This is a genomic window from Microcoleus sp. B13-B6 (assembly GCF_036705405.1).
Classification (GTDB): domain Bacteria; phylum Cyanobacteriota; class Cyanobacteriia; order Cyanobacteriales; family Microcoleaceae; genus Microcoleus.
Map to the genome: position 1 here is coordinate 1 of NZ_JAUBUJ010000095.1, position 23,372 is coordinate 23,372.

19 protein-coding genes are annotated in these 23,372 nt (G+C 45.1%); 10 read left to right on the plus strand and 9 right to left on the minus strand.

Going from position 1 to position 23,372, the window contains the following annotated elements; genetic code table 11:
* Positions 1-1,127: transposase (locus QUB35_RS30715; protein WP_333145407.1), on the minus strand; the 1,127-nt coding region annotated here is incomplete at its 3' end.
* A 74-nt stretch (positions 1,128-1,201) separates the two neighbouring features.
* Here QUB35_RS30715 and tnpA point away from each other — a divergent pair.
* On the plus strand, positions 1,202-1,609 hold the full coding sequence (tnpA, locus tag QUB35_RS30720; protein WP_333145409.1) for an IS200/IS605 family transposase: 408 nt from the start codon (positions 1,202-1,204) through the stop codon (positions 1,607-1,609).
* A 148-nt stretch (positions 1,610-1,757) separates the two neighbouring features.
* On the opposite strand, the gene QUB35_RS30725 is transcribed toward tnpA, so the two are convergent.
* Positions 1,758-2,402: a pentapeptide repeat-containing protein gene (locus QUB35_RS30725; RefSeq protein ID WP_333056817.1), complete on the minus strand. Its 645-nt coding sequence runs from the start codon at positions 2,400-2,402 to the stop codon at positions 1,758-1,760.
* A 1,087-nt stretch (positions 2,403-3,489) separates the two neighbouring features.
* Between QUB35_RS30725 and QUB35_RS30730 the strand changes: the two genes are divergently transcribed.
* Positions 3,490-3,927 (plus strand): helix-turn-helix domain-containing protein, encoded by a 438-nt coding sequence (locus tag QUB35_RS30730; RefSeq protein WP_333145410.1) that lies wholly within the window; start codon positions 3,490-3,492, stop codon positions 3,925-3,927.
* Between the two features lie 296 nt (positions 3,928-4,223).
* Here the strand turns inward: QUB35_RS30730 and QUB35_RS30735 are convergent, their stop codons facing one another.
* Positions 4,224-4,577 carry a metal-sensitive transcriptional regulator gene (locus QUB35_RS30735; RefSeq protein WP_333145411.1) on the minus strand — a complete coding sequence of 118 codons (354 nt, stop codon included), beginning with the start codon at positions 4,575-4,577 and terminating at the stop codon, positions 4,224-4,226.
* Between the two features lie 283 nt (positions 4,578-4,860).
* Here QUB35_RS30735 and QUB35_RS30740 point away from each other — a divergent pair, with 283 nt between their 5' ends.
* From QUB35_RS30740 to QUB35_RS30775, 8 genes are all read left to right on the plus strand, one after another.
* Positions 4,861-6,105: an HhoA/HhoB/HtrA family serine endopeptidase gene (locus tag QUB35_RS30740; RefSeq protein WP_333145413.1), complete on the plus strand. Its 1,245-nt coding sequence runs from the start codon at positions 4,861-4,863 to the stop codon at positions 6,103-6,105.
* Between the two features lie 788 nt (positions 6,106-6,893).
* Positions 6,894-9,281 (plus strand): EF-hand domain-containing protein, encoded by a 2,388-nt coding sequence (locus QUB35_RS30745; protein ID WP_333145414.1) that lies wholly within the window; start codon positions 6,894-6,896, stop codon positions 9,279-9,281.
* A 400-nt stretch (positions 9,282-9,681) separates the two neighbouring features.
* Positions 9,682-10,323, plus strand: coding sequence for an RNA ligase family protein (locus QUB35_RS30750; protein ID WP_333145416.1), 642 nt, complete (start codon positions 9,682-9,684; stop codon positions 10,321-10,323).
* 152 nt (positions 10,324-10,475) lie between these two features.
* Positions 10,476-12,884, plus strand: coding sequence for an EF-hand domain-containing protein (locus QUB35_RS30755; protein WP_445252050.1), 2,409 nt, complete (start codon positions 10,476-10,478; stop codon positions 12,882-12,884).
* A gap of 81 nt (positions 12,885-12,965) precedes the next feature.
* Positions 12,966-14,360 (plus strand): AIPR family protein, encoded by a 1,395-nt coding sequence (locus QUB35_RS30760; protein ID WP_333145418.1) that lies wholly within the window; start codon positions 12,966-12,968, stop codon positions 14,358-14,360.
* Positions 14,361-14,366: 6 nt separating this feature from the next.
* Positions 14,367-14,636, plus strand: coding sequence for a hypothetical protein (locus QUB35_RS30765; protein WP_333145419.1), 270 nt, complete (start codon positions 14,367-14,369; stop codon positions 14,634-14,636).
* Positions 14,637-14,687: 51 nt separating this feature from the next.
* Positions 14,688-16,340, plus strand: a complete 1,653-nt coding sequence (locus QUB35_RS30770) for a site-specific DNA-methyltransferase (protein ID WP_333145420.1) — start codon at positions 14,688-14,690, stop codon at positions 16,338-16,340.
* A complete protein-coding gene (locus QUB35_RS30775; protein ID WP_333145421.1) occupies positions 16,321-19,035 on the plus strand; it encodes a DEAD/DEAH box helicase family protein in 2,715 nt (904 codons plus the stop codon). Before QUB35_RS30770 ends, QUB35_RS30775 begins: the two co-directional genes overlap by 20 nt.
* Before the next feature lie 147 nt (positions 19,036-19,182).
* Here QUB35_RS30775 and QUB35_RS30780 read toward each other — a convergent pair whose 3' ends face one another.
* The 6 genes from QUB35_RS30780 to QUB35_RS30805 form a co-directional block, all read right to left on the minus strand.
* Complete coding sequence (locus tag QUB35_RS30780) at positions 19,183-19,473, minus strand: type II toxin-antitoxin system PemK/MazF family toxin (protein WP_333145432.1); 291 nt, start codon at positions 19,471-19,473, stop codon at positions 19,183-19,185.
* 26 nt (positions 19,474-19,499) lie between these two features.
* Positions 19,500-19,730, minus strand: coding sequence for a hypothetical protein (locus tag QUB35_RS30785; protein ID WP_333056803.1), 231 nt, complete (start codon positions 19,728-19,730; stop codon positions 19,500-19,502).
* Between the two features lie 146 nt (positions 19,731-19,876).
* The gene (locus QUB35_RS30790; RefSeq protein WP_333145423.1) at positions 19,877-20,206 is read right to left on the minus strand and encodes an ACP S-malonyltransferase; all 330 of its coding nucleotides are present in this window, start codon (positions 20,204-20,206) and stop codon (positions 19,877-19,879) included.
* Positions 20,203-20,577 (minus strand): DUF433 domain-containing protein, encoded by a 375-nt coding sequence (locus QUB35_RS30795; RefSeq protein WP_333145425.1) that lies wholly within the window; start codon positions 20,575-20,577, stop codon positions 20,203-20,205. Before QUB35_RS30795 ends, QUB35_RS30790 begins: the two co-directional genes overlap by 4 nt.
* A 209-nt stretch (positions 20,578-20,786) precedes the next feature.
* The gene (locus QUB35_RS30800; RefSeq protein WP_445252051.1) at positions 20,787-22,139 is read right to left on the minus strand and encodes a glutathione S-transferase family protein; all 1,353 of its coding nucleotides are present in this window, start codon (positions 22,137-22,139) and stop codon (positions 20,787-20,789) included.
* 120 nt (positions 22,140-22,259) lie between these two features.
* Positions 22,260-23,372: calcium-binding protein (locus QUB35_RS30805; RefSeq protein ID WP_333145426.1), on the minus strand; the 1,113-nt coding region annotated here is incomplete at its 5' end.

Here is a 23,372-nt window from a genome sequence, read left to right on the forward strand (position 1 = left end):
GAACTCAATCCATATTGGATTACCTTGCTAGAGCCTGAATTCCCCCCATTTCTGGGTTTCTTCAGAACGAAACGCACGCTAGCTTTAGAACTGTATGCTTCTTCTGTTTCAGTAAACTTAATACCGTGCAATTTGCAGAGTTGCTTTAATCGGTCTTTCAACTTTACTAAAGGCATTTGAACAAATTTTTGATTGTTCAGTTTACCCATGTCGGCCTTGGATTTAAAACCTTGGTTCCATCCAATCACTAAATTACCGATACCATGCTTTAAGCAGTGGTCAATAATTAATTTAGCCGATTTGTTGAGTCCGTCGCGCATTTGGTGATTGCGCTTGCGGGTTACACGGTCTAGCCAGCTATCCCAATAACCTGTGGGCTTTCCTTCCTTCCTGGTTGCAACTTTCTTATTCCATAGCTGATTCATTGCCTTCATAGCGCGAGCATCAATCAAGAAAGAATTTCCTAACGTGTCAACGCAAGCAGCTAAATTCTCAGCAGTTCCCAAATCGATTGACAGCGCTTGACTAGGATCTAAATCGTGCTTCTGTAATTCTACTTCGTAAGACATTTCCAAGTAGAAAACACCATTTTTAGGGAGAATAGTGAATTCTTTAACTTTAGAGTAATCAATGTTCGACGGCATGGGCAGAAAGAATTCAGAAATCCCAAACCACCGCCGCACTGTCACACCCAAGGAAAATCTCAACTGATTGCCGACAAGTGTTGGCTTCAGTCCTCCAGAATTTGGGTAAGCTACTTTGAACAGCTTAGACCCTGTTAGATAGCTCGGAGGCTTAGGCTTAAAGTGCAATTGATTCTGGACGTACAAAGCCCTTAACTCTTTGAAACTTTTAAACGCCTCCGTAACGGACATCAAGGTTTGTTGCATGGGGGTTGAAGGCAACGACTTAGCAACAATTGACTTGGAAATTGACGGTTCAAAAGATAAATCAAATTTTCCAGTCAGCAGTTTTCCTGTCTTGAAAAATGTCTGACGAGCTAAATAGACAGCACTGTTATACAGGGTGCCAGATTGCCGACAAAGATAATCTAATACCGCCTCAATTTCTTCAGTGGGAGATAGCAATACTTGCTGTATTCCCATTGTTCTTTTGACTTTAGCCACCTCTTTTTCCTAAAAGTGATTTATTCAGTTTAGATAAGTAGAGTTGACAATTCAATCGATATCAACAAAACTTTATGTTGCCACTTCCCGAATACCAAACGCACAACCACGTTAAGTTCCTACTTAACTACCACTTCGTGTTTATTCCTAAGCGTCGCAAGAAAGTTCTGGTCGGTGACATAGTAACTAGACTTCGAGAAATATTTTTAGCGCTTTCAACCGAGAAAGGTTGGGATCTTCTAGCCTTGGAGGTAGCGCCAGATCACGTACATCTGTTCGTAGCTGTTAAGCCGATGGACACCCCTGCGTTGGTGATTAAAGTATTCAAAGGGCGTTCTAGTCACCATTTAATGGCTGAGTTTCCTGAACTGAAAAAGCTGCCATCTTTATGGACGAGCAGCTATTTTGTTAGTACAGCAGGCAATATTAGTAGCGAGGTCGTGAAAAAATACATAGAAGACCCCCATCATTCGGCAAATTAAAGAAGAAAGAACACGGGGATTGAAATCCCCGTGTTCTTCCTTCTCAGGGCTAAAGCCACGCTCGTTTCCCGCTTCCCGTAAAATTTTTATGAAAAGCTCATTACCCTTTAGCCGCTGTTCTCGGCAACCATAAAAATTAACAAATAAATTAGTCGTGAATCGTGCCGTCGGGCATCGTTGTACCCTTAAGATATACTCCGCTCAGGTTGACTTTTGTGAGGTTTGCTCCCAACAGGTTGGCTCCGCTTAAGTCTGACGCACTTAAAATCGCTTCAGTCAAGTCTGCCCTAATTAGACTCGCCCCCATTAAGTCGGCTCCGCTAAGGTCTACTTTACTCAAGTTGGCCCCAATTAAATCGCATTCTGTGAGTACGGCCCTACGCAAGTTTACTCCGTAAAAATTTACTCCGTGCAAGTCGGCACGGCTGAGTGTTGCCCTTGATATGTTGGCTCCAATTAAAGTTGCTTGGATCAGGGAAGCTCCGCTCAAGTCTGCTTTACTGAGATTTGCTCCCATCAACTCAGCTCGATTCAAGTTAGCTTCAAGTAAAAGTGCTTCTGTGAGGTCGGCTCCACCTAAGTCTGCTTTGCTCAAATTAATCTTGCACAAATTGGCTTTGCCAAAGTTGACTCTGTTAAGTTTGGCTTTGCTGAGATTGGCTCCAATCAGGTCGGCTTCATACAGATTGGCTCCAATCAATTCTGCTTCGTAGAGGTAGACCTCGTGCAGGTAGACCCCGCTAAAATTTCTTTCTCCTATTGCATATAGCTTGAGCAGTTCGTCAACGTTCATTGTGGCTTCTCTACACCTTTTAAATGAAGAATACTGTCAGCAAGCTGGTTGCACCGGATGTTCTGCAGTTTTAGATTCTGAAATATTCACACCCAGGGTGAAACTTCCCTCAATCTGCAACGTTTGAGTATAAATTAGATGGTTTGGTCAGGGTGAAGGACAAAGCTGCATTCTCTTTTCCCTTTGGTTAAAAATTTATCTTTCAAAATTTTAACAACAAGTTCGATCGCACTTCCTAACTAAATCCCAAAGATTCTACGTGGAAACTCCGATCCAACCCATAACTTTTTATGGGTTGTTGAGCTTACTGAGTAGCAATGTGACCAGAATCACAAAAAAATGCTAGTAGGATCACATAGGAACTCCGCTTTCGATCACAGCAGGCGGGCAAAAATAGCCGATACTTATACTGTAATGCTGAGAAATTGACAATGCCCCCTCGTCGTGTTTTACTCAATTGGCGATAAAGCCAGTAGTTTCACGGATACTTGCCCGCTTGCTGTGAAAGTCGGTTGCAACGTCACTCGGCGCTACCGGCTCCGGGTAATGAGAGTGTTGATGTATCAATATTTCTCGCACAGCGAAAGCCAGAAATGCACTTCTGGGAGTAGGGGAATGTCTGTATAAAAATGCGATCGCTGGTGTACAGACATTCGCTTGTTTGCTAGCACCTAATGACTAAAAATCGCCCATACGTTCGCAAAAATTACCAAGAGATACCAGGAAAACCATGATAGATGTTTAACAATAAAAGAATAAATGGTATTCCTTAAGAGTCACCTATTGCCGCTAATCTTAGAGTCGATCGGTTAACGGCTATCAGTATTAGCAATGACGCTTGTCCATCAAATACAAAACTGACCCAGAAACCGGGTTTTTTACCAAAAAAATCGTTGCAACCTTGCTCCAGGTTAAAATAATCCGGTTTCTGAGGGTCTGAGTGCCTCCAGGAAGGAAAAAGTTTAATGAGAACGATCGCTTTTGTATTGCTTCAGGGCAAACAAAAGGTCAGCATTTAGGATGGGAGCGGCTTTTGCTCCCTTGTCAAACAAAGGTATTGTAGAACGCGAATCGTGAGGTAATTGATATGGCTGGAGTATGTAAACTTAGCATCACAGAGACAATTGAAGAACTAAAAAACCTGTTAAATGAACAAAAAACAGCAAGTGGCTTTCAAAAGATTCAAGCACTTTACCTGTTCAAAATTTGTCACGTTAAGACAGTTAAAGAATTGGCAATGACGATCGGGGTAAATCGAATTACAGTGCAGCGGTGGCTGAGAAAGTACCGATCTGACGGACTCGAAGGACTCCTCGAAACAAAGCACAGCGGCGGCCGCAAGCCTGCCATTCCTCCTCTGGCCCGCGCTAGTTTGGCAATGCGCCTCAGCAACCCCCAGGAAGGCTTTAAAAGCTATGGAGAGATTCAAGAGTGGTTGCAGCAGGAATACAGCATTGAGGCTTCCTATAAAGCGGTTTATGCAACAGTCAGATACCACCTAAAAGCCAAGCTGACGAAAGTCTAGACAGTTCATACCACGTCGGATTAAGCACCGATTATCTAATGGTTAACCGTCAGCTTTTGAAGATTTTGAGGAGTTGCGTCATTACGACAAACCTGACTAATCGTTTTTTAACAAAACTCGCTCTCCTCAACTGCGGATCATATAAATTATATGTTGTGGCAATGGGGGTGAAGGGGAGAAGATTTGATGCTTTTCCCGCGTTTGTGAAAGATGCTTAAAAAATTGGCCAGAAATCATAACTTGGAAGTTTGGTATAATTGGCAGGTTTTGTTATATGATGTAAAAATTGGCAGCGGCTAAGGCAAAAACCGATCCAAAGCCGCTTTCAACTCTTCAATTTCGGTATCAATATTGCCTTCTTTCGCGGCTCTGGCGATGCACTCAGTTAAGTGTTCGTCAAGAATGATTCTCGCTACGCGATCGAGCGCGCCTCGAACTGCAGCAACTTGCACGAGAACTTCGGGACAGGGACGGTTTTCTTGCACCATTGTTTTAATGCCGCGGACGTGTCCCTCAATCCGAGACAAGCGATTTACCAGCCGCCGCCTCGATTCTTCATCGTGATGGTGAGGGTGGGCTGATTCAGCGTCGTGATGGTGGTGGGAATTTGAGGGCAAGGATTTGTCAGTAGAAGTATCAGATAGAATCATTGGGGTTATACCATTTTAGATTTTAGATTTTAGATTTTAGATTGGGAATGAGTGATTTGGTAATGGTTGGGCCCAGGGGCCTAGAGTTGCATTCTTTTTTTGAAACTGGTATTACGAGGGAAATTTAAAAGTTAGAATTCAGAATATGTTGAGTTGGTGCGGGCTAGTGACTCATGTATTGTAACTGTCAAAATATATTTAGGATCTTTATGGTGACAGATTATTGAGTCCGCACGATCGCACACCCTTACCAGACTAACCCAGACTAACAAAGATTGACGCTATGCGACTATTTAAGTTTTTTCGCCCCGCCCCTCGAACCGGTGATCGTTGGTTCGCCCTAATTTTAGGAATGACGATCGCCCTGAGTGCGTTAGCAATCAATCCTGCACCCGCTACCGCCGCTGATGGCAGCAATCCGCCCAACTTACAGTTCCAGAGTTTCCCAGCCACCGCTGCGAATCCGCAACTGTTAGCGCTGCGGGGCTCGGAACTCCCAGGGGACACCGGCAGTTTTGTGACAGCGGCTGTCGATCGAGTCGGGCTGGCAGTTGTTCGTATTGATACCGAGCGCACCGTCAGTCGCAACCTCGACCCCTTAATGGAAGACCCCTTCTTCCGCAGATTTTTGGGAGAAGATTTACGCAGCCTGACCCCCAGACAAGAACGGTTGCGCGGTCAAGGTTCTGGCTTCATCATTGACAAAAGCGGGATTGTTTTAACCAACGCTCACGTAGTTGACAAAGCCGATCGAGTGACAGTCACCTTAAACGACGGCAGAACATTTCCAGGAGAAGTGCAAGGTACTGACGAAGTAACAGATTTGGCGGTTGTCAAAATTAATACCAAGCAATTAAACCTGCCGACGGCCACCTTGGGAGATTCCGACGCGGTGAAAGTGGGAGATTGGGCGATCGCCGTGGGGAACCCCCTGGGATTTGACAACACCGTCACTTTAGGCATCATCAGCACCCTCAAACGCTCCAGTGCAGCCGTCGGCATTCCCGACAAGCGCCTTGATTTCATTCAAACCGACGCCGCCATCAATCCCGGCAATTCCGGTGGCCCCCTGTTAAACAGCAGAGGAGAAGTGATTGGCATCAACACGGCGATTCGAGCCGATGCAATGGGTATTGGGTTTGCGATTCCCATCGACAAAGCCAAGGCCATCTACGCGCAGTTAGCCAAGGGAGAACAAGTCAGCCATCCGTTTTTAGGGATTCAGATGATTGCTTTGACTCCTGAAATGGCCAGAGAGAATAATTCTGACCCCAATGCTCCTTTAATTGTGCCGGAAGTGAAAGGGGTGTTAGTGATGCGAGTTGTGCCAAATACGCCTGCTGAGGAAGCAGGGATTCGCAAGGGGGATGTCATCGTTCAAATTGACGGCGAGGGAGTGACTGAACCCGAACAGTTGCAAAATTTGGTGGAAAACAGCCAAATCGGTCAAATTCTAAAACTGAAGGTGCGCCGCGGTGCCCAGATTAAAGAAGTTCCGGTTCAAACTGCTCAACTGAGAGATTTTTAACTAGAACGGGAAGGGGGGAAATCGTTAAAACCCCCTCTTCGACTCGATCGCGTGCTGGGCATAAAAATTGTTAACCAATGAAATAGGATTGCTATCATATAGCCTTTTTCAGAAAGATGAGGTACTATCCGGCCTAGGGCATAGGACATAGGGCATAGGGCATAGGGCATACCTCACTTTTTTGAGAACCGCTATAGATGATTTAAATTCACTCAACTATGACCGAATATTGCGCCTACTTTTAACTCAAATCCTGATGCAAAAGGATCTCGCCCTTCAGTCTAGATCGCACTCTAACCGCTTCAGCTCAAATCCGCGCTTCATCGGAATCACAAAGTCGAGTCAAGTGGCAATCATATGTATCTTCGATCTATCAGCGCAATTTTGAGTTTATCGACCCACAGTCAACTGTCAAATTTCAACCAGAAAAACTCTTGATTGACTTAAATACGGATCGCTTTCTAACTCTTTAATTTACCAACTAAAACGCCCACTCCTTGCGATAACCCTGGCAACTATGCAGAGTTATAGTATCATTTGTAACAGTTTCGTAATTCATCAGGAATTAAAGTAAGTGGGTTCAAATAAACATTACATGATAGCCAGAGTTTGGCACTCATCACATCTCTCTTAGTATATATTCTAGGCGAAACCAGCCCCTACAAAAGCTTACAAAATATTATTGTTTTTTTGTGATTCCCTACTTATATTAGCGATAATTAATAGACATAAAATAAAAAAATCCGGGAAAATTTAGTATGACCTCTGTGGAGTTTGAAAAAAAAGCCATGACTGAAGAAGAGGAGGCCAAGTTATGGGAAGTGTTCAAAGTATTGGACGCGGACGGGAGCGGTGCTATTTCATCAGAAGAACTCGGTCAAGTGATGCGATCGCTAGGACAGAGTGCTAACGAAACCGAGCTGCGCGAAATGATCGAGGAAGTGGACTTAGACAAGTCTGGCAGTATCGATTTTGAGGAATTCAAAATGCTGATGGTATCCCAGCAAGGCGATCGCCAGAGTCGTCTCAAAATGTCATTTAGTGTATTTGATGAAAACGGTAGCGGTCAAATCACTAAAAACGAGATGCAGGATGTGATAAGCCCGTTTGGGCTGACAGAGCCAGAGCTCGATGAGATCATCGAAGAGGCAGACCATGACGGCAATGCCTTAATTGACTTTGAGGAATTCTGCACACTAATACCCGATGAGCCAGAGCTCACAACAGCAGATCAAGACTCGCCGATTCCGGTTGTCAGTACACAAACAACCGAGATTTCAGATAGTACAGCCGCTGCGCTCGAAAGTATAGCCCCTGCTGTCAACGAGGCAGCTTCTGCCACTATTGAACCTAATCTACAAGATCTACAAGAACCACCCACCGGTTGCAATCGAGAAATAGCGCGGCTAAAAGAACTACTCGCCCAACACCCACAAGCTGAGAAGAAGCGCGGTACGTCCCGCTTGGAGATGCAGATTGGTTTATTTCGTCTGATCCAGGGAGCAGCCTACCGCAGCTTCCGCGAGAGTTTCTGTGCCAACCACGAGACTCACCTGTGCGTGAGAGACTTGCCATACAAAATTGCTGATTTTGTGCGATTTGTCAGGAGTGCGATCGCGCTTTATAAGGGATTGGGTGTAGTAGAGTCGGCGTGCAACCCTCTACTGGATGCTGTAGTTAAATCGCTCGAAGATGAATATGCCCGACTAGAGCATCGCATCAAGAACTGGAAAACCATAGAAAAAACTCCTGAAATGTTGGCCCAAGAACAAGCCATGTTGCAGGCGCGGGATAAGTCTGCCACCGCCAAGGAGAAGTTTGGGGCGGCAGTGGAGTTGGCAATGACCATCAAAAAGGATAGTCTCAACTTGCGTGACATTGCCGAAGGTGTGCTTGCCATCAACGAACTCAACCGACTGCGAAACCTGGAGCTGAGTGAGAACATGGCAGCGCCACCAGCCCCATCCGAGGGAGATCCCAAGGAGTACCTGAAGAAGTGGAACCGCGTCATCCTCTCGGAGGCATCAGAGGAAATAGATGGTGCGATGATGCCAGTAGCATATTGGTATGAAGACTTTATGCCGAAGTTGCTGGCTGCCTTCAGCGTCATTACCGAAGCAGACATTCCCTTCAACACGGTGCCTGATGAAGCAGCTTTAAACGAGTGGTACGAAGCCACCAAGGCGTCAGGGGAATTTGGGCGCTATGGGGCGGATGTTGCAGAAAACTTTCCCAAATGCGCTCCAAAACAGAAGCTGATGCTTCAACAGGCATGGCGCTTGACGCACCACTACCTCAATGGGATACAGAAACGGCGCGAACGCTTGGAGTCTGGGCGCGAGTCTGGGGAACTCTCGCAATATGTGGCGTTCATCGATGTGTATATCGATCGCACTGAAGTAAAGAATTCACAAATGCGGGTCAGTTTCCCTTACTATATTGGCCCTGCGGTGTGGCGTTTCTTGCACACTACGGCTGAGATAGTCTCTACCAAGACCCCCCAACAGCAAAAAACTCTGGTGGCCATCTTCAAGCACTTCTTCAACCTGTTTGCCAGTATGTATCCCTGCCCCTACTGCCGCCACCACCTCAACGCCTACGTCGTGCAGAATAAGGAGGTGGAAATTTACCCTGTGGAGTACCTCGTGCTTGGGCGCGACCCGCGTCTGAATAGCTTTGAGGTATCAATGGAGGCAAAGCTGTCCACCGTAGTAGATGGCCCGTCCCTGCGCTTATTCTTCTGGAAGTTGCACAACACTGTCTCCTCATCAATTGCGCGATCGGAGGAGTGGTATCAAAAGGATGAGGAAGCATTCTACACCACCCGTTATTGGCCCAGCATTGAGTCTGAGCTAGCACAAGCCAAAGCCCTCAAACAAATCAGCATTGCCACCGATCGGATGTACCGCCTCTACACTATACTCAAGCCCGCAGCACGACTGACAGGGGTGAGAGCAATATTGCATAAGCTGTTGGATAAGAGGGATGAGGAAGGCATCAAGGAGGTATGCTTAGTTGCTCAAGATTACATCCAGGAGTTGGACGAGGCGATCGTCACGGGACAATTCCTACAAGAGACATACTACTTTGACCCTGACTTTGTGGATGAACCTCCTGTATTCACTCCTGAAGAAGAGGAGTTTGCTCGCAGCGGTGTGTTCGTAGAGGCTACTTGAATATCAGTCAGTAAAAACTTAAGTTTTTCAGCTTAACTCACATCTTGCACCATTCTCAATTACTTGTTTAGGAACAGGCTTTTCGGCCTGTTCCACAAGAAAACTCATTCTTTGTGGAACGGGCCGGAGAGCCCGTTTAGGAACAGGCTTTCCGGCCCGTTCCACAAGAAAACTCATTCTTTGTGGAACGGGCCGGAGAGCCCGTTCTTGACAATGGTGCAAGATATCAGTTAACTTTTTACGCCTTCAAAGATATAGATAGCAATACTCCAGGAGTTCGGTACGGGAAAAACCGCGATCGTTTTATGGCAAACGCTTTCGTCGGTTATGGCGTAAACTGAGAATAGTCTCTTTTGTTGCGGAGCGATCGTCTTCTGCAAGCTTCGCTAACGCACGACTTATGCTTCTTGCCTATCCCAAAATTCCAGATAGTAAAAATTGCCCTTACGAACAATGTGTAGCTTTTGAGAAGTACGATGGCACTAATTTGCATTGGGTTTGGGAAGTTGAACTTGGTTGGTATGCTTTTGGTACGCGCCGCAGTAGATTTGATTTGGATGAGATGGGAATTGCAGAATTTAATGCTGCACATCCAGGTTTAGAAGAAGCACCGGAAATATTTAAAAGAGACTTTGCTAGTCCCTTAGAGTCTATATTTCGAGAGAACGAACTGTATCACTGCCCTGAAATTACTGTGTTTACAGAGTTTTTTGGTGCTAACTCGTTTGCGGGAAGGCACAAAAAGGACGATCGCAAACAACTGGTGCTTTTTGATGTGGAAACTGAGGGCGGTATGGTTGTTCCCGATCGGTTTATTCAGGATTTTGGTAAATTAAATATTGCGCGAGTGATTTATCGCGGCAAACTGACGGGCAAGTTTATGGACGATGTTCGCAAGGGGAAATACGGTGTAGATGAAGGTGTTGTGTGCAAGGGAGGCCGCAATGCTAATAATCTGTGGATGGTGAAGATTAAGACTGATGCGTATATGCAGAGATTGCAGCAAGCTTTTAAGGATGATTGGGAAAATTACTGGGAGTAATATCAAACTGATAGATCGACGGTCACAAGCCAAAGTGGGAGAAATCGGCAACCCCCTTGGATTTGATAATACCGTTGCGTAACTCATCAGGAATTAAAGTATATTGGTCATAATCAATAGACAGCCAATAAAAAATCAGGGAGGATTTAGTGATGACATCTGTGCAGCTTGAAAAAAAAGCCATAACTGAAGAAGATGTGGCAAAGTTATGGGAAGCTTTTAAAGTATTTGACGCGGACGGGAGCGGTGCTATCTCATCAGAAGAACTGGGTCAAGTGATGCGATCGCTAGGCCAGAGTCCTAACGAAACCGATCTGCGCGACATGATCAAAGAAGTGGACGTAGACTTGTCTGGCAGTATCGATTTTGAGGAATTCAAAATGCTGATGGTGTCCCACCAAGGCGATCGCCAGAGTCGTCTCAAAATGGCATTTAGTGTATTTGATGAAAACGGTAGCGGTCAAATCACCAGAGACGAGCTGCACGGCGTGATGAGCCAGTTTGGGCTGACAGAGCAAGAGCTCGATGAGATCATCAAAGAGGTAGATCATGACGGCGATGCCTCAATTGACTTTAAGGAATTCTGCAAACTGGTACCCGATGAGTCAGAGATCGCAACCGGATATCAAGACTCGCCGGTTCCGGTTGTCAGCACACAGACAACCGAGATTTCAGACAGTACAGCGGCTGCGATCGCAACTACAGCAACTGCTATCAATGAGGCAGATTCTGCCACTATTGAACCTAATCTACAAGAAGCACCCAACGATAGCAATCCAGAAATAGCGCGCCTAAAAGAACTACTCGCGCAACACCCACAAGCTGAGAGCAAGCGCGGTACCTCCCGCTTGCAGATGCAGATTGGTTTGTTTCGTCTGATCCAGGGAGCAGCCTACCGCAGCTTCCGTGAGAGTTTCTCGGCCAACCACGAGACTCACCTGCGCGTGAGAAACTTGCCCTACAGAATCGTTGATTTTGTGCAATTTGTCAGATGTGCGATCGGGCTTTATAAAGGATTGGGTGTAGTAGAGTCGGCGTGCAACCCTCTACTGGATGCAGTAGTTAAATCGATCGAAGATGAATATGCCAGACTACAAGATCGCATCAAAAACTGGAAGACTATAGAAAAAACTCCAGAAATGTTGGCAGAACAAAAAGCCATGTTGGAAGCGCGGGGTAAGTCTGCCAGCGCCAAGGAAAAGTTTGCGGCGGGAGTCGAGTTTGCCATCACCATCAAGAAGAAAAGTCTCAACTTGCGTGACATCGCCGAGGGTGTGCTTGCCATCAACGAACTCAACCGATTGAGAAAAATGGAACTGAGTGAGGAAATGGCACCGCCACCAGTCAAATCTGAGGGAGATCCCAAAGAGTACCTGAAGAAGTGGAACCGCGTCATCCTCTCGGATGCCTCAGAGGAAATCGATGGTGCGATGATGCCAGTCGCCTATTGGTATGAAGACTTTATGCCGAAGCTGCTGGCTGCCTTCAGCGTCAGCACAGCAGCAGACATCCCCTTGAATACGGTGGCTGACGAAGCAGCTTTAAACCAGTGGTACGAAGCCACCAAGGCGTCAGGGGAATTTGGGCGCTATGGGGCGGATGTTGTAGAAAGCTTTCCCAAATGCGCTCCAAAACAGAAGCTAATGCTCAAACAGGCATGGCGCTTGACGCACAACTACCTGAATGGGGTACAGAAACGGCGCGAACGCTTGGAGTTTGGGCGCGAGTCTGGCGAACTCTCGCAATATGTATCGTTCATTGACGTTTATATCGATCGCAGTGAAATAAAGAATTCACAAATGCGCGTCAGCTTCCCGTATTATATTGGCCCTGCGGTGTGGCGTTTCTTCCACACTACGGCTGAAATCGTCTCTACCAAGACCCCCCAACAGCAAAAAACTCTGGTGGCAATCTTCAAGGACTTTTTCAAGCTGTTTGCCACTATGTATCCCTGCCCCTACTGCCGCCACCACCTCAACGCCTACGTCGTGCAGAATAAAGAGGTGGAAATGTACCCTGTAGAGTACCTCGTGCTTGGGCGTGACCCGCGTCTGAATGACTTTGAGGTATCAATGGAGGCAAAGTTATCGACCGTAGTAGATGGCGCTTCCCTGCGCTTATTCTTCTGGAAGCTGCACAATACTGTCTCCTCATCAATTGCGCGATCGGAGGAGTGGTATCACAAGGATGAGAAAGCATTCTATACCACCCGTTATTGGCCTAGCATTGACTCTGAGCTAGCACGAGCCAAGGCCCTCAAACACATTAGCATTGCCACCGATCGGATGTACCGCCTCTACGGTATGCTCAAGCCTGCGGCACGACTGACAGGGGTGAGAGCAACTTTGCAAAAGCTGTTGGATAAGCGCGATGAGGAAGGCATCAAGGAGGCTTGCTTAGTTGCCCAAGATTATATCAAGGAGTTGGAGGAGGCGATCGTCACCGGACAATTCTTACAAGAGACATATTACTTTGACCCTGACCTTGTGGATCGAGCTCCCGTCTTTAGTCCTGAAGAAGAGGAGTTTGCTCGCAGCGGTGTGTTCGTAGAGGTTGCTTAGATATTAGTGAGTAAAAAGTTAAGCTTTTAAGCTTAACTTTTTACCGCTCCTAGAAAAAATTAAAATATTAATAATCGCTCAATGCCTAAGCCGAATACCCATGCCAAAAAGACTCAAATCATTGAGGTACTAAAGCAGGATTATTTTCAAATGACCGCGCAGCTTCAGAGGAACTGGACACCAGAGCAACATGAAAAAAATCGATTGAGTCGTTCTTTGGCTGCATTTGCGATCGCCAATCTTGCCGATCTTACCCCTGCTCAAGCGGCTAACTCAATTGTCAATGGGGAAAATGATAATGGGATTGATGCCATTTATTTCGATCGGATTAAAAAATTGCTTTTGTTGGTACAGGCTAAGGCGGGGAATGCTCCAAATATGGGTGATAATAAAAAATTTTGTGATGGGATTAGAGATTTAGTCCATCAACGTTTTCAGAAATTTAATGATGGCTTTGCGCGGTTGCAGCAAGATGTTGAAGATGCTTTAAATACTAACGGAGTAAAAATAGTTGGCTGTAATATATATCTTGATGAAAGCCTGAGTTCTCATGTGATTACGGATCTTAATCAGTTAAAAAGTGAACTGAATCAGTTCGATCAACGTTTTGAATGGCAAGATTTAAATATTAGCATAACACATGGTTGGTTGACAGCAAAACACGCGATCGCCCCTGTTGATGTAGTCTTGACCTTGGAAAAGTGGCATTGTTTAGATCGGCCGCGTAGGGCATTTTATGGATTGGTTAAGGCTTCAGAACTTGCCTCTTTATATCAAGAGCATAATAAGTCGCTTTTTGAGAAAAATATCCGTTATTACCTAGGTGCAGAGGATGTTAACTTAGCGATTGCGGAAACTGTCAAAGAGCAACCATCTGAACTATTTTATCTCAACAATGGTCTGACGATTACTTGTTCGGTAATTAGTCTGACATCGGGACATACACAGGAATCAACTCAATTTACTTTAAAAGATTTTTCCGTCGTAAATGGCGCGCAAACGGTAGGAGCGATCGCTTCGGTTTATAATGCTAATGGTTCAATATCTGCTGATGCAAAGTTATTAGTTACAATTATTGAAGTGGGGACGGAGACTGACAATATTGGCGAAAAAATTACTGGGGCAAGAAATACGCAAAATGCTGTGCGTGATGTTTATTTTGCCGCGTTAGATTCCAATCAAGAGCGTTTGCGACAGGAATGTATGGTATCGAATATTGTTTATGAATATCGACCATCGGCGGAGCGAAATCAGGATGCGATTACAATTGAACAGGCGGCAGTTGCTCTTGCTTGTTTTAGTGGTAATACGGAAATATTGGTTGCAGCAAAGAGAGAAATTGGTCAACTTTATAAGCGTTATTATTCAACTCTTTTTAGTAATGAAATTTCAGGGATTATGCTTTGTCGGTATGTGCGAATATTTCAATATTTAGATAGCATTTTTTCTGCTTCAGAAAATGCTGCAACAGGTTGACAAAAGATGTTTTATAAGCATGGTAGATTTTTTATTCTGGATATTCTCGGAAGACGCCATAAACCATTGATCAATAAAGTAGAGATTGAGTTGTCTGATGATGATCAAATAGAATTGTCACGAATTGCGTTAGAGCTTGCCGAATTGATTTATAATATTGCTGAATCTCAATTTGCTAGTGACCAGAAGGGTTATCTAGCAATTTTCAAGAGTTTAACCGATGTTGTTCCTTTAACGAGTAGGGTGATGCAAGAGTTAGATCCCAGGAATAATTAGACTAAAAATCAGAATATTCCTAGAGTTTAACTGTTGAGAAAAAGATTAATTATGACTAAAAAGCAGAGACTAGAATTAACCTGGATTGGTAAGGATATTCGCCCCAAGCTGGAGCCGCGAATTTTGCTGGAAGATCCAGAGATGTCTTATCATGCGGCTCATCAGGTGAGTGAAAATGATATTTTTGATAATCGCTTAATCTTTGGGGATAATTTATTGGCTCTCAAGGCTTTGGAGTCAGAGTTTATAGGAAAAGTTAAATGTGTTTTTATCGATCCGCCATATAATACAGGCTCAGCTTTTGAACATTATGATGATGGAGTTGAACATTCTATTTGGCTTGGTTTAATGCGCGATCGTTTAGAGATTTTGCGTAATCTATTGTCGAATGATGGTTCTTTATGGATTACGATTGATGATAATGAAGCGCATTATTTGAAAGTGATGTGTGACGAGATTTTTGGGCGCGTAAATTTTGTTGCGAATGTAATCTGGCAGAAGAAGTATGCGGCATCGAATGATGCACTTTGGTTCAGTAACGATCACGACCACATTTTAGTTTATGCGAAAGTTAAAACGTCTTGGAAACCGAATAGACTTCCTAGAACTGAAAAATCAAACTCAGCATACAAAAACCCTGACAATGATCCTCGTGGTGCTTGGCAATCAGACAATTATACTTGTAACAAATCTATTGATGAGCGTCCTAATCTATACTATCCAATCACTAATCCAAATACTGGTGAAATTATTCTCCCTAAGAAAACGGCAGTATGGAGATATTCGCGTGAGAGACATGAAGATAATGAACAACAGGGCTTAGTGTATTGGGGAGTAGAAGGAAAGAACTCTGTACCTCGCTTCAAGAGATTATTAAGTGCGGTTTCTGACAAAGGAGGAGTACCACAAACAATATGGACATGGGAAGAAGTGGGTCATAATCAAGATGCTAAACGAGAGCAGTTGCAACTTAATGCACAAGAACCCTTTTCAACTCCTAAACCTGAAAAGCTACTAGAACGTATTCTTCAACTTGCCACTAATCCCAAAGATATTGTTCTTGATTCGTTTGCAGGTTCAGGAACAACAGGCGCAGTCGCCCATAAAATGGGAAGACGCTGGATCATGATTGAACTCGGCGAACATTGTCATACTCATATCATTCCCCGACTCAAAAAAGTAATTGATGGCGAAGATCAAGGTGGAATTAGCAAAGCAGTTAACTGGAAAGGTGGCGGCGGGTTTCGATACTATCATCTTGCACCATCCCTACTAGAAAAAGACAAATGGGATAACTGGGTAATCAATAAAAACTATAACGCCGCGATGCTTGCCGAAGCACTCTGCAAAATCGAAGGTTTCACCTACGCACCATCAGACACCTTCTATTGGCAACATGGCTATTCCACCGAAAGCGACTTTATCTATGTCACCACCCAAAATCTTAGTCACGAACAACTATCCAAACTTGCAGACGAAGTAGGACAAGAGCGCACCCTACTTGTTTTATGTACCGCCTTTCGAGGTCAAACCGACATATTCCCAAACCTCACCGTTAAAAAAATTCCTAAACAAATCCTTTCACGGTGTGAATGGGGACATGATGATTACAGCCTAAAAATTGAAAACTTGCCAAAAGCACCCCCAAAGTTCGGACAATTAACACTATTTGACATGGATACCTATGATAAATCAACTTGTTAATAATATTTCTAATCGTCTCAGTCTGCGCCATCCCCAGCGCCAATCTTTAGAAATTCTCGATCGCATTTGTAAACTCTTATCCCTCCCAGACATCATAGATAGAGAAACAAGTTTAGTTGCCATCAAAAAAGAATTCCCAACGTTTACTGACTTCGAGCGCGACTTCCCATCCCTATGTTTTGCCCTAGCCACAGGTGTTGGTAAAACTCGACTCATGGGCGCTTTTATTAGTTACTTATACCTAGCATATAACATTAAAAACTTCTTTATCCTTGCCCCAAACCTGACCATTTATAACAAACTAATTACCGATTTCACGCCCAACACCTCAAAGTATGTATTTACGGGTATCTCTGAATTTGCGCTCTCTCCACCAGTCATCATCACAGGTGACAACTATGAAATGAATGCGCGAACGATCTTAGATCAACAAATTTCATGCAAAATTAATATTTTCAATATCTCAAAAATTAACTCAGAAGTACGCGGCGGTAAAAGCCCCAAAATCAAACGACTATCCGAATATATTGGCGAAAGCTATTTTGATTACCTGTCTCAATTAAAAGACCTCGTAATTCTAATGGATGAATCGCACCGATATCGCGCATCAGCAGGAGTTCGCGCTATTAACGAATTAAAACCATTAATGGGGCTAGAACTTACCGCCACACCCTTTATCGAAACCAATAAAGGTTCAGTAGCTTTCAAAAATGTCATCTATGACTATCCCCTCGGACGTGCCATAACCGATGGATTTATTAAAGATCCAGCAGTCGTCACCCGCAAAGACTTTAACCCTAGAGCAATGTCACCAGACGCGATCGAGCGTCTTAAACTAGAAGACGGCATCTATCTCCATGAAAATATTAAAGCTGAATTAGAAACCTATGCTATTCAAACTGGAAAACAAATTGTTAAACCCTTTCTGTTAGTGATTGCCCGTGACACTACCCACGCCTCAAAACTCATGGAACTCATTCAATCTGATGAGTTTTCCGAAGGAAATTATAAACATAAAGTTATTCAAGTTGATTCTAGTAAAACGGGCGCTCAAGAAGATGAAATGGTAGAGCGATTGCTCAAAGTAGAACATACCGATGAACCTACTGAAATAGTTATCCATGTAAATATGCTCAAAGAAGGTTGGGATGTCACCAACCTCTATACAATTGTCCCTCTGAGAGCCGCAAATTCTAAAATCCTGATCGAGCAATCTATTGGAAGGGGCTTGCGTTTGCCCTATGGAATGCGTACAGGTGTCGAAATTGTCGATCGCCTAAATATCGTCGCCCATGACAAGTTTCAAGAAATTGTCGATGAAGCAAAGCGCCCAGAATCCCAAATCCGCCTGAAACAAATTATCCTCACAGATGAAGACTTACAGCAAAAGACACAAACAGTAATTTCGCGATCGCAACTAGCCCAAAATCTAGGACTTCACCCCGAACAACCCATTAATTTACCTGATAATTTACCTGCAACCGAACCCCAAAATATTCAACAATCCCTATTTCAATCACCTATAGAACAAAAGATTGCACAGCTTACATACCAAGAAATCCTAAAGCTTGAAAGCCGCCCCGAAGAAGTCCCAACCACCGCCCATCTCGCATCCCCAAAAGTTCAGGGAAGGGTGCGCGAAGCCGTAGCTAGAGAATATCAACCCGCACAAATGGAACTTGAAGGTATAATAGCACCTCCAGATATTGAAGCGATCGTTGCGAAAACAACGAATTTAGTTATCCAGCAAACCATCAATATTCCTAAGATTCTTGTTATTCCTAAAGGGCAAGTGCGATCGGGTTTCAGGTCTTTTGCCCTAGATATCACAGGCTTAAATTATCCCGTTCCCTCCCAAGAAGAATTACATATTCAATCGCTAACAACGAATAAAGTTGAATTTATGGGAATTATCAAAGAAAACTTTGAAGAATCACGGCTAGAAAACTATATTGTCAAAAATTTAGTCAACTTCGATGATATTTGCTATGACGAACACGCTGATTTACTCTATGACCTGGCGGGTCAAGTTCTTAGCCATCTTATGACCTACTTATCCGAAGAAGATACACACAAAGTTTTACGCTGTTACCAAAGGGAAATTGCCAATTTTGTCCATAGCCAAATGCAGCCACATTTCTGGGAAGAAACAACAGGTTATGAGGTCAGAATCAGTAAAGGTTTTACAGCATTAAAAGATAGCGCCTACACTACAAATGCTAAGAATTGCCTTGATTATCAATCTTCGCCACGAGACAAAAGCAATATGTCCAAATATCTGTTTACAGGCTTCTCCAAATGCCTCTATCGAGAACAGAAATTTGAATCGGAAGCAGAAAGAATACTAGCACTGATTTTAGAACGGGATGCAATCAAATGGTTTAAACCCGCAAAAGGACAATTTCAGCTTTATTACAAATGGCAGGGAAAATATTCAGAATATCAACCAGATTTTGTGGCTGAAACAGAAGAAGTTATCTATATGCTGGAACCAAAAGCTCGAAATGAAATTGACAATCCTCAAGTGCTTGCTAAGAAAGATGTCGCAGTTCAATGGTGTCAATATGCTTCGGACTATATGCTAAAGCACGGTGGCAAACCTTGGAAATATGTCTTAATTCCCCATGATGAGATCAAAGAAAATATGAGACTCCAAAAACTAAGCGATCGCTATACCGCCACTACTAAGGGTTAATTTCAGGGGCGATCGGGATCTAAAAAGTAATCACTAGCCATGCTACCAACCGATGCCAAAGGGCGAAATCTAGGAAAATATTTCAACTATCGAGAAATCCTTCATTACTCGATGCTATATTTTTAGCCCCCCAGCTTTTCCATTACCCTACTCTTCAAGTTCTAAATATCGAGCCAAAATCTGTTTAATTTCTGGTATTTGGTGCAACTCCAATTGCCCAAGACAGCGCACAAGTCTGCGTTTATCAAACGTCATCGGATCGACGCACACGATAAAACTCTCGGTACTCAGACCATTGAGAGTCGAAGGAATTACTGGCAAAATAATGGGCCGTAAATGCTCGTTTGGAACAGCAGAAGTGATGGGCAGAACTGTAACTTTACTGCGTTGATTAAAAGCAGTTCCTGAAATAATTACCGCCGATCGAGTCTTGCGGATTTCTGTACCGACTCAAGGATCGAAATTCACGAGCCAGATGCTTCCCAGTCGGTAATCGCTGCTTGCTGCCATGCTTCATCCTCATCGGCTAATTCATCGCTCAGTTCATCCAGCAATAAACAGGCTTCTACCATTGCCTCCTGTTCTTGTTGTTTGCGCCATGCTTGCAATAAAAGCTCAATTAGCCGACTGCGATTTTCTACACGATCGTCAATGTAACGCACTAGCTCATCTGGCAAAGAGATAGATACTTTCATAAAAAATACTCGATAGTGTTGGAAACGCAGTTTTTTTGGCTTGTTCGGCTAGCAGCACTGCCTTAGTTATTGGCTCACCTTACGGAACAAAAAGACGACCAACGCCCATCCAGGTTTCGATATCCAGCAAGATTTCCAGAATACGGTCAACTTGGGCGGTTTCGATAGACTCGATCGGCTAAAAATCGATCGGCATCTCCAATCGTAATCACAGGTAGGGAATCCACTGTATTTTCTTCTCGGATCACCTGTTCCAGGGAGTCTTCACCCTTCATGCTGCGGTTGGCAGTAAGCAAAATCATCTGATTTGCCTGAGCAAGTCGCCAAACAACTCGATCGTTACTGTCGATCGACAAATTCATCTGCTTGAAAGTGACAAAACGAATTGGGAGTAGATTTAACCAGCCTTGACTCGCAATATTTCCTAATAAAATCTCTGCATGACCTCCGAGATTGCGATCGATGAGAAAATTCATGCTTCTAGTTCGTGTTTGGCTTTCTGCTCTTGAAGTTTTGCCCAAAGAGCCTCTCGACCGGGTTTGGGTGGCATCGCTGCAACGCGGGCAGAATGTTCGCGATTGCGTTCTTCCCAGTAATGCTGAATTTCCTTAGCTTGCCTTAAAACAATTTGATATTCTGCTTCGACTTCTGCACGATTTGCCTCAATGTAGGATAAAGCAACGTTAATCTGCTCCTCTGTTAAGTCAAACAAGGAACGGATAAACTTCGGGGGATATTGAGCCGTCAGGTAGTCCATCACATCATAGAGAGTGATGCGCGTACCTGAAATTGTCAGTCCGCGCTCTGTACGAATAATAATTGGTTGGTTGTTGGATACTGAAACCATACCCATAGCCTCTCAAACCGCTTAGGAATAACCCGATCGTACCTTACAAATTGGTAATGTCGTGTTTGTAGAAACCTTTGAGCAAATCTATCAGACGCCCCCTATAGCAATCCTAAATCAGTACAAATATGTAGGGGTAGTGCTAAGAGTGCCTACCCCCACGGATCGGGGCAACCACGGGGGGTTTGCCCCTACAACAATTAAACAATTCATTTAGGATCGCTATACACAAAATTAGCCGGATCTTGATCTCGCCGATGCTTCAGCAGAATCGGAGAACCTTGGCCATCACCCACCAAAGCCGCCGTTTCCTCCAACGCTTCCCTCAATCGCTTCGCCGCGTAGATGGACATATCACGGGGCACATTCACCCGATCGCGCAAATACCGCAAAGCCGCATCAGAACCAGCCGGCGGCGTACAAACTTCGCCAGTCATCATCAAAGTTAAAGCACAACGCAAAGCCTCATCAAATAAGTTGTCATCAGCAGGATTGACTCGAACGATGTTGCCGTGGTGCTTAATGACGCGGTGAAGTGCTTCAGCGCGAGAAGTTTCCGGTTCTGGATACATCACATCCGGCAGTCCAGCCCAAGGCCCATTATCCACGCGGGCTTTATTGAGTAGCATCTGAGGTTCGCCGTTTTCATAACACCCGCCCATCTGAGGTGGTAAATCGTGGACGTGGGTGTGAAAATCGCTCTGAGTGCCGCGATAGGTAGGGCGGGTTTCCATCGCCGCAAACCAGTCAGCAAAGCGCGGGTTTTCTTCCCGCATCGAGTAGCCTTTGTAGTAGTAAAGACTGGCATTCATCCGTTCCACGTAGGGCGTAAAGATGACATCCGCAGTGCCAAATTCATCGAGGAAATAAGGCCCCGGAGTGCTAGCCAAGGCCTTTTCTACCTGGGCGACGACGCTGATAAATTGGTTGCGGTTGTGTTGTTCTACTTTGGCTGAACTTGCTGGGTAGCACAGCCAAGAGCACCAGGCCCTAAACAGCAGTCGCTCTAACCGCCGCATGGGTATTACTGCGGGGTTTTCCATGCCCAAACCCAAGGGGCCATAGACTCGTTCGAGGGCGATTAAGATATCATCGCTTTCGGTGATGATGCGGCCGTCTAGTTCGATCGCCGGTAGCATTCCCGATGGCACTTTGCGCTTGTACCAGCTTTCCTTTTCTCCATAGCAGAACATTGTAACTTTGTCAATACGGTAGGGGATTTCTTTTTCTTCCAGCCACAGCCAGATTTTTTGGCAGTAGGGACACCAAGCGTGGTTGTCGCGGTACAGGGTGACTCGCACATCGGATTCGGTTTTACCGAAGAGGCGCAAGCGGGCTTGAGCGTTGGTTGGCCCGTTGACGCGATCGACTTCAAAGTCTGTGAGGGCTTCTAATTCTGTCCAGCTTAGGGGGGTGGCGATCGTGGCGGTGGATGTCATGGGTGAATTAGTGCTGATGATGGTTCCCCAAAATATAGACCAATATATAGCTTTTCTTGGTCGCGATCGTCCAAAAGTTAGCCAGCCCTTTGATGATTCGGCGGTTGAAACAGGGGCAACCACGGGGGGATTGCCCCTACCACACAAACTTTCGTCCGAGGGCTCTTCTGTTTCATTCTCAGTATTTTGTAGGGGTCGTGCCCCCGTGCCGACCCTCCCCATCCATTTAAGCCGGATTTGGGATCAAATCAGAGCGAACATATCTTGGGTAAGCGAGCTTGATGACAAACCAGTGACAGACGCTAACAACTCACCAGTGCTGGCGATACGGATCAGGGTGTCCTGCGCCTGGATACCTGTACCCTGGCTAAAGGTCAACTGGTTAAATCTTAGACCGCCGCTTAATCCCAGTAAATCTTGACCAGTCTGGAAATCAGTAATGGTGTCCACTCCGGCACCAGAGTTCAGCACAAAGCGATCGCGACCATCACCACCTATCAGCGAATCATTGCCTAAACCGCCATTGAGCAGGTCATCACCAACGCCACCGCTAACAGTATCATTTCCCCTGTCTCCAAAAAGGGTGTCATTTCCCAAGTCCCCGGAAACTAGGTCATCGTCCTTACCGCCGTGGACAACATCATTATCTTTACCGCCATAGACAGTATCATTTCCCATGTCTCCGAAGAGGGCATCATCTCCTGAATCTCCTAAAACCAGGTCATTATCCTTGCCGCCGCGAACAACATCCTTGCCTTTACCACCGTAAAGAGAATCGTTTCCCTGATTGCCGTTGAGAACGTCTTTGCCTTGATTGCCATAGAGCAAGTCATTACCCAATCCACCCACAAGAGTGTCATTTCCCAACTTACCGATTAACACATCATCACCTTGACGACCTGTGATTAAGTCATTATTGTCAGTGCCAATTAGGGTCTCACCGCTGCTCCCCTCAAGCGTTGGGGTTGGTAGTGGCGTTGGCTCTGGTAGTGGTGTCGGTGTCGGTGTTGGCTCTGGTAGTAGCGTTGGCTCTGGTAGTAGCGTTGGCTCTGGTAGTGGTGTTGGTGTTGGCTCTGGTAGTAGCGTTGGCTCTGGTAGTGGTGTTGGTGTCGGTGTTGGCTCTGGCGTTGGTGTTGGCTCTGGATTGGATGTCGGTGTCGGTGTTGGCTCGGGATTGGATGTCGGTGTCGGTGTTGGCTCTGGTGTTGGTGTTGGTGTTTGCTCTGGCGTTGGTGTTGGCTCTGAATTGGATGTCGGTGTCGGTGTTGGTGTTGGCTCTGGTGTTGGTGTTGGCTCTGGTGTTGGTGTTGGCTCTGGTGTTGGTGTTGGCTCTGGTGTTGGTGTTGGCTCTGGTGT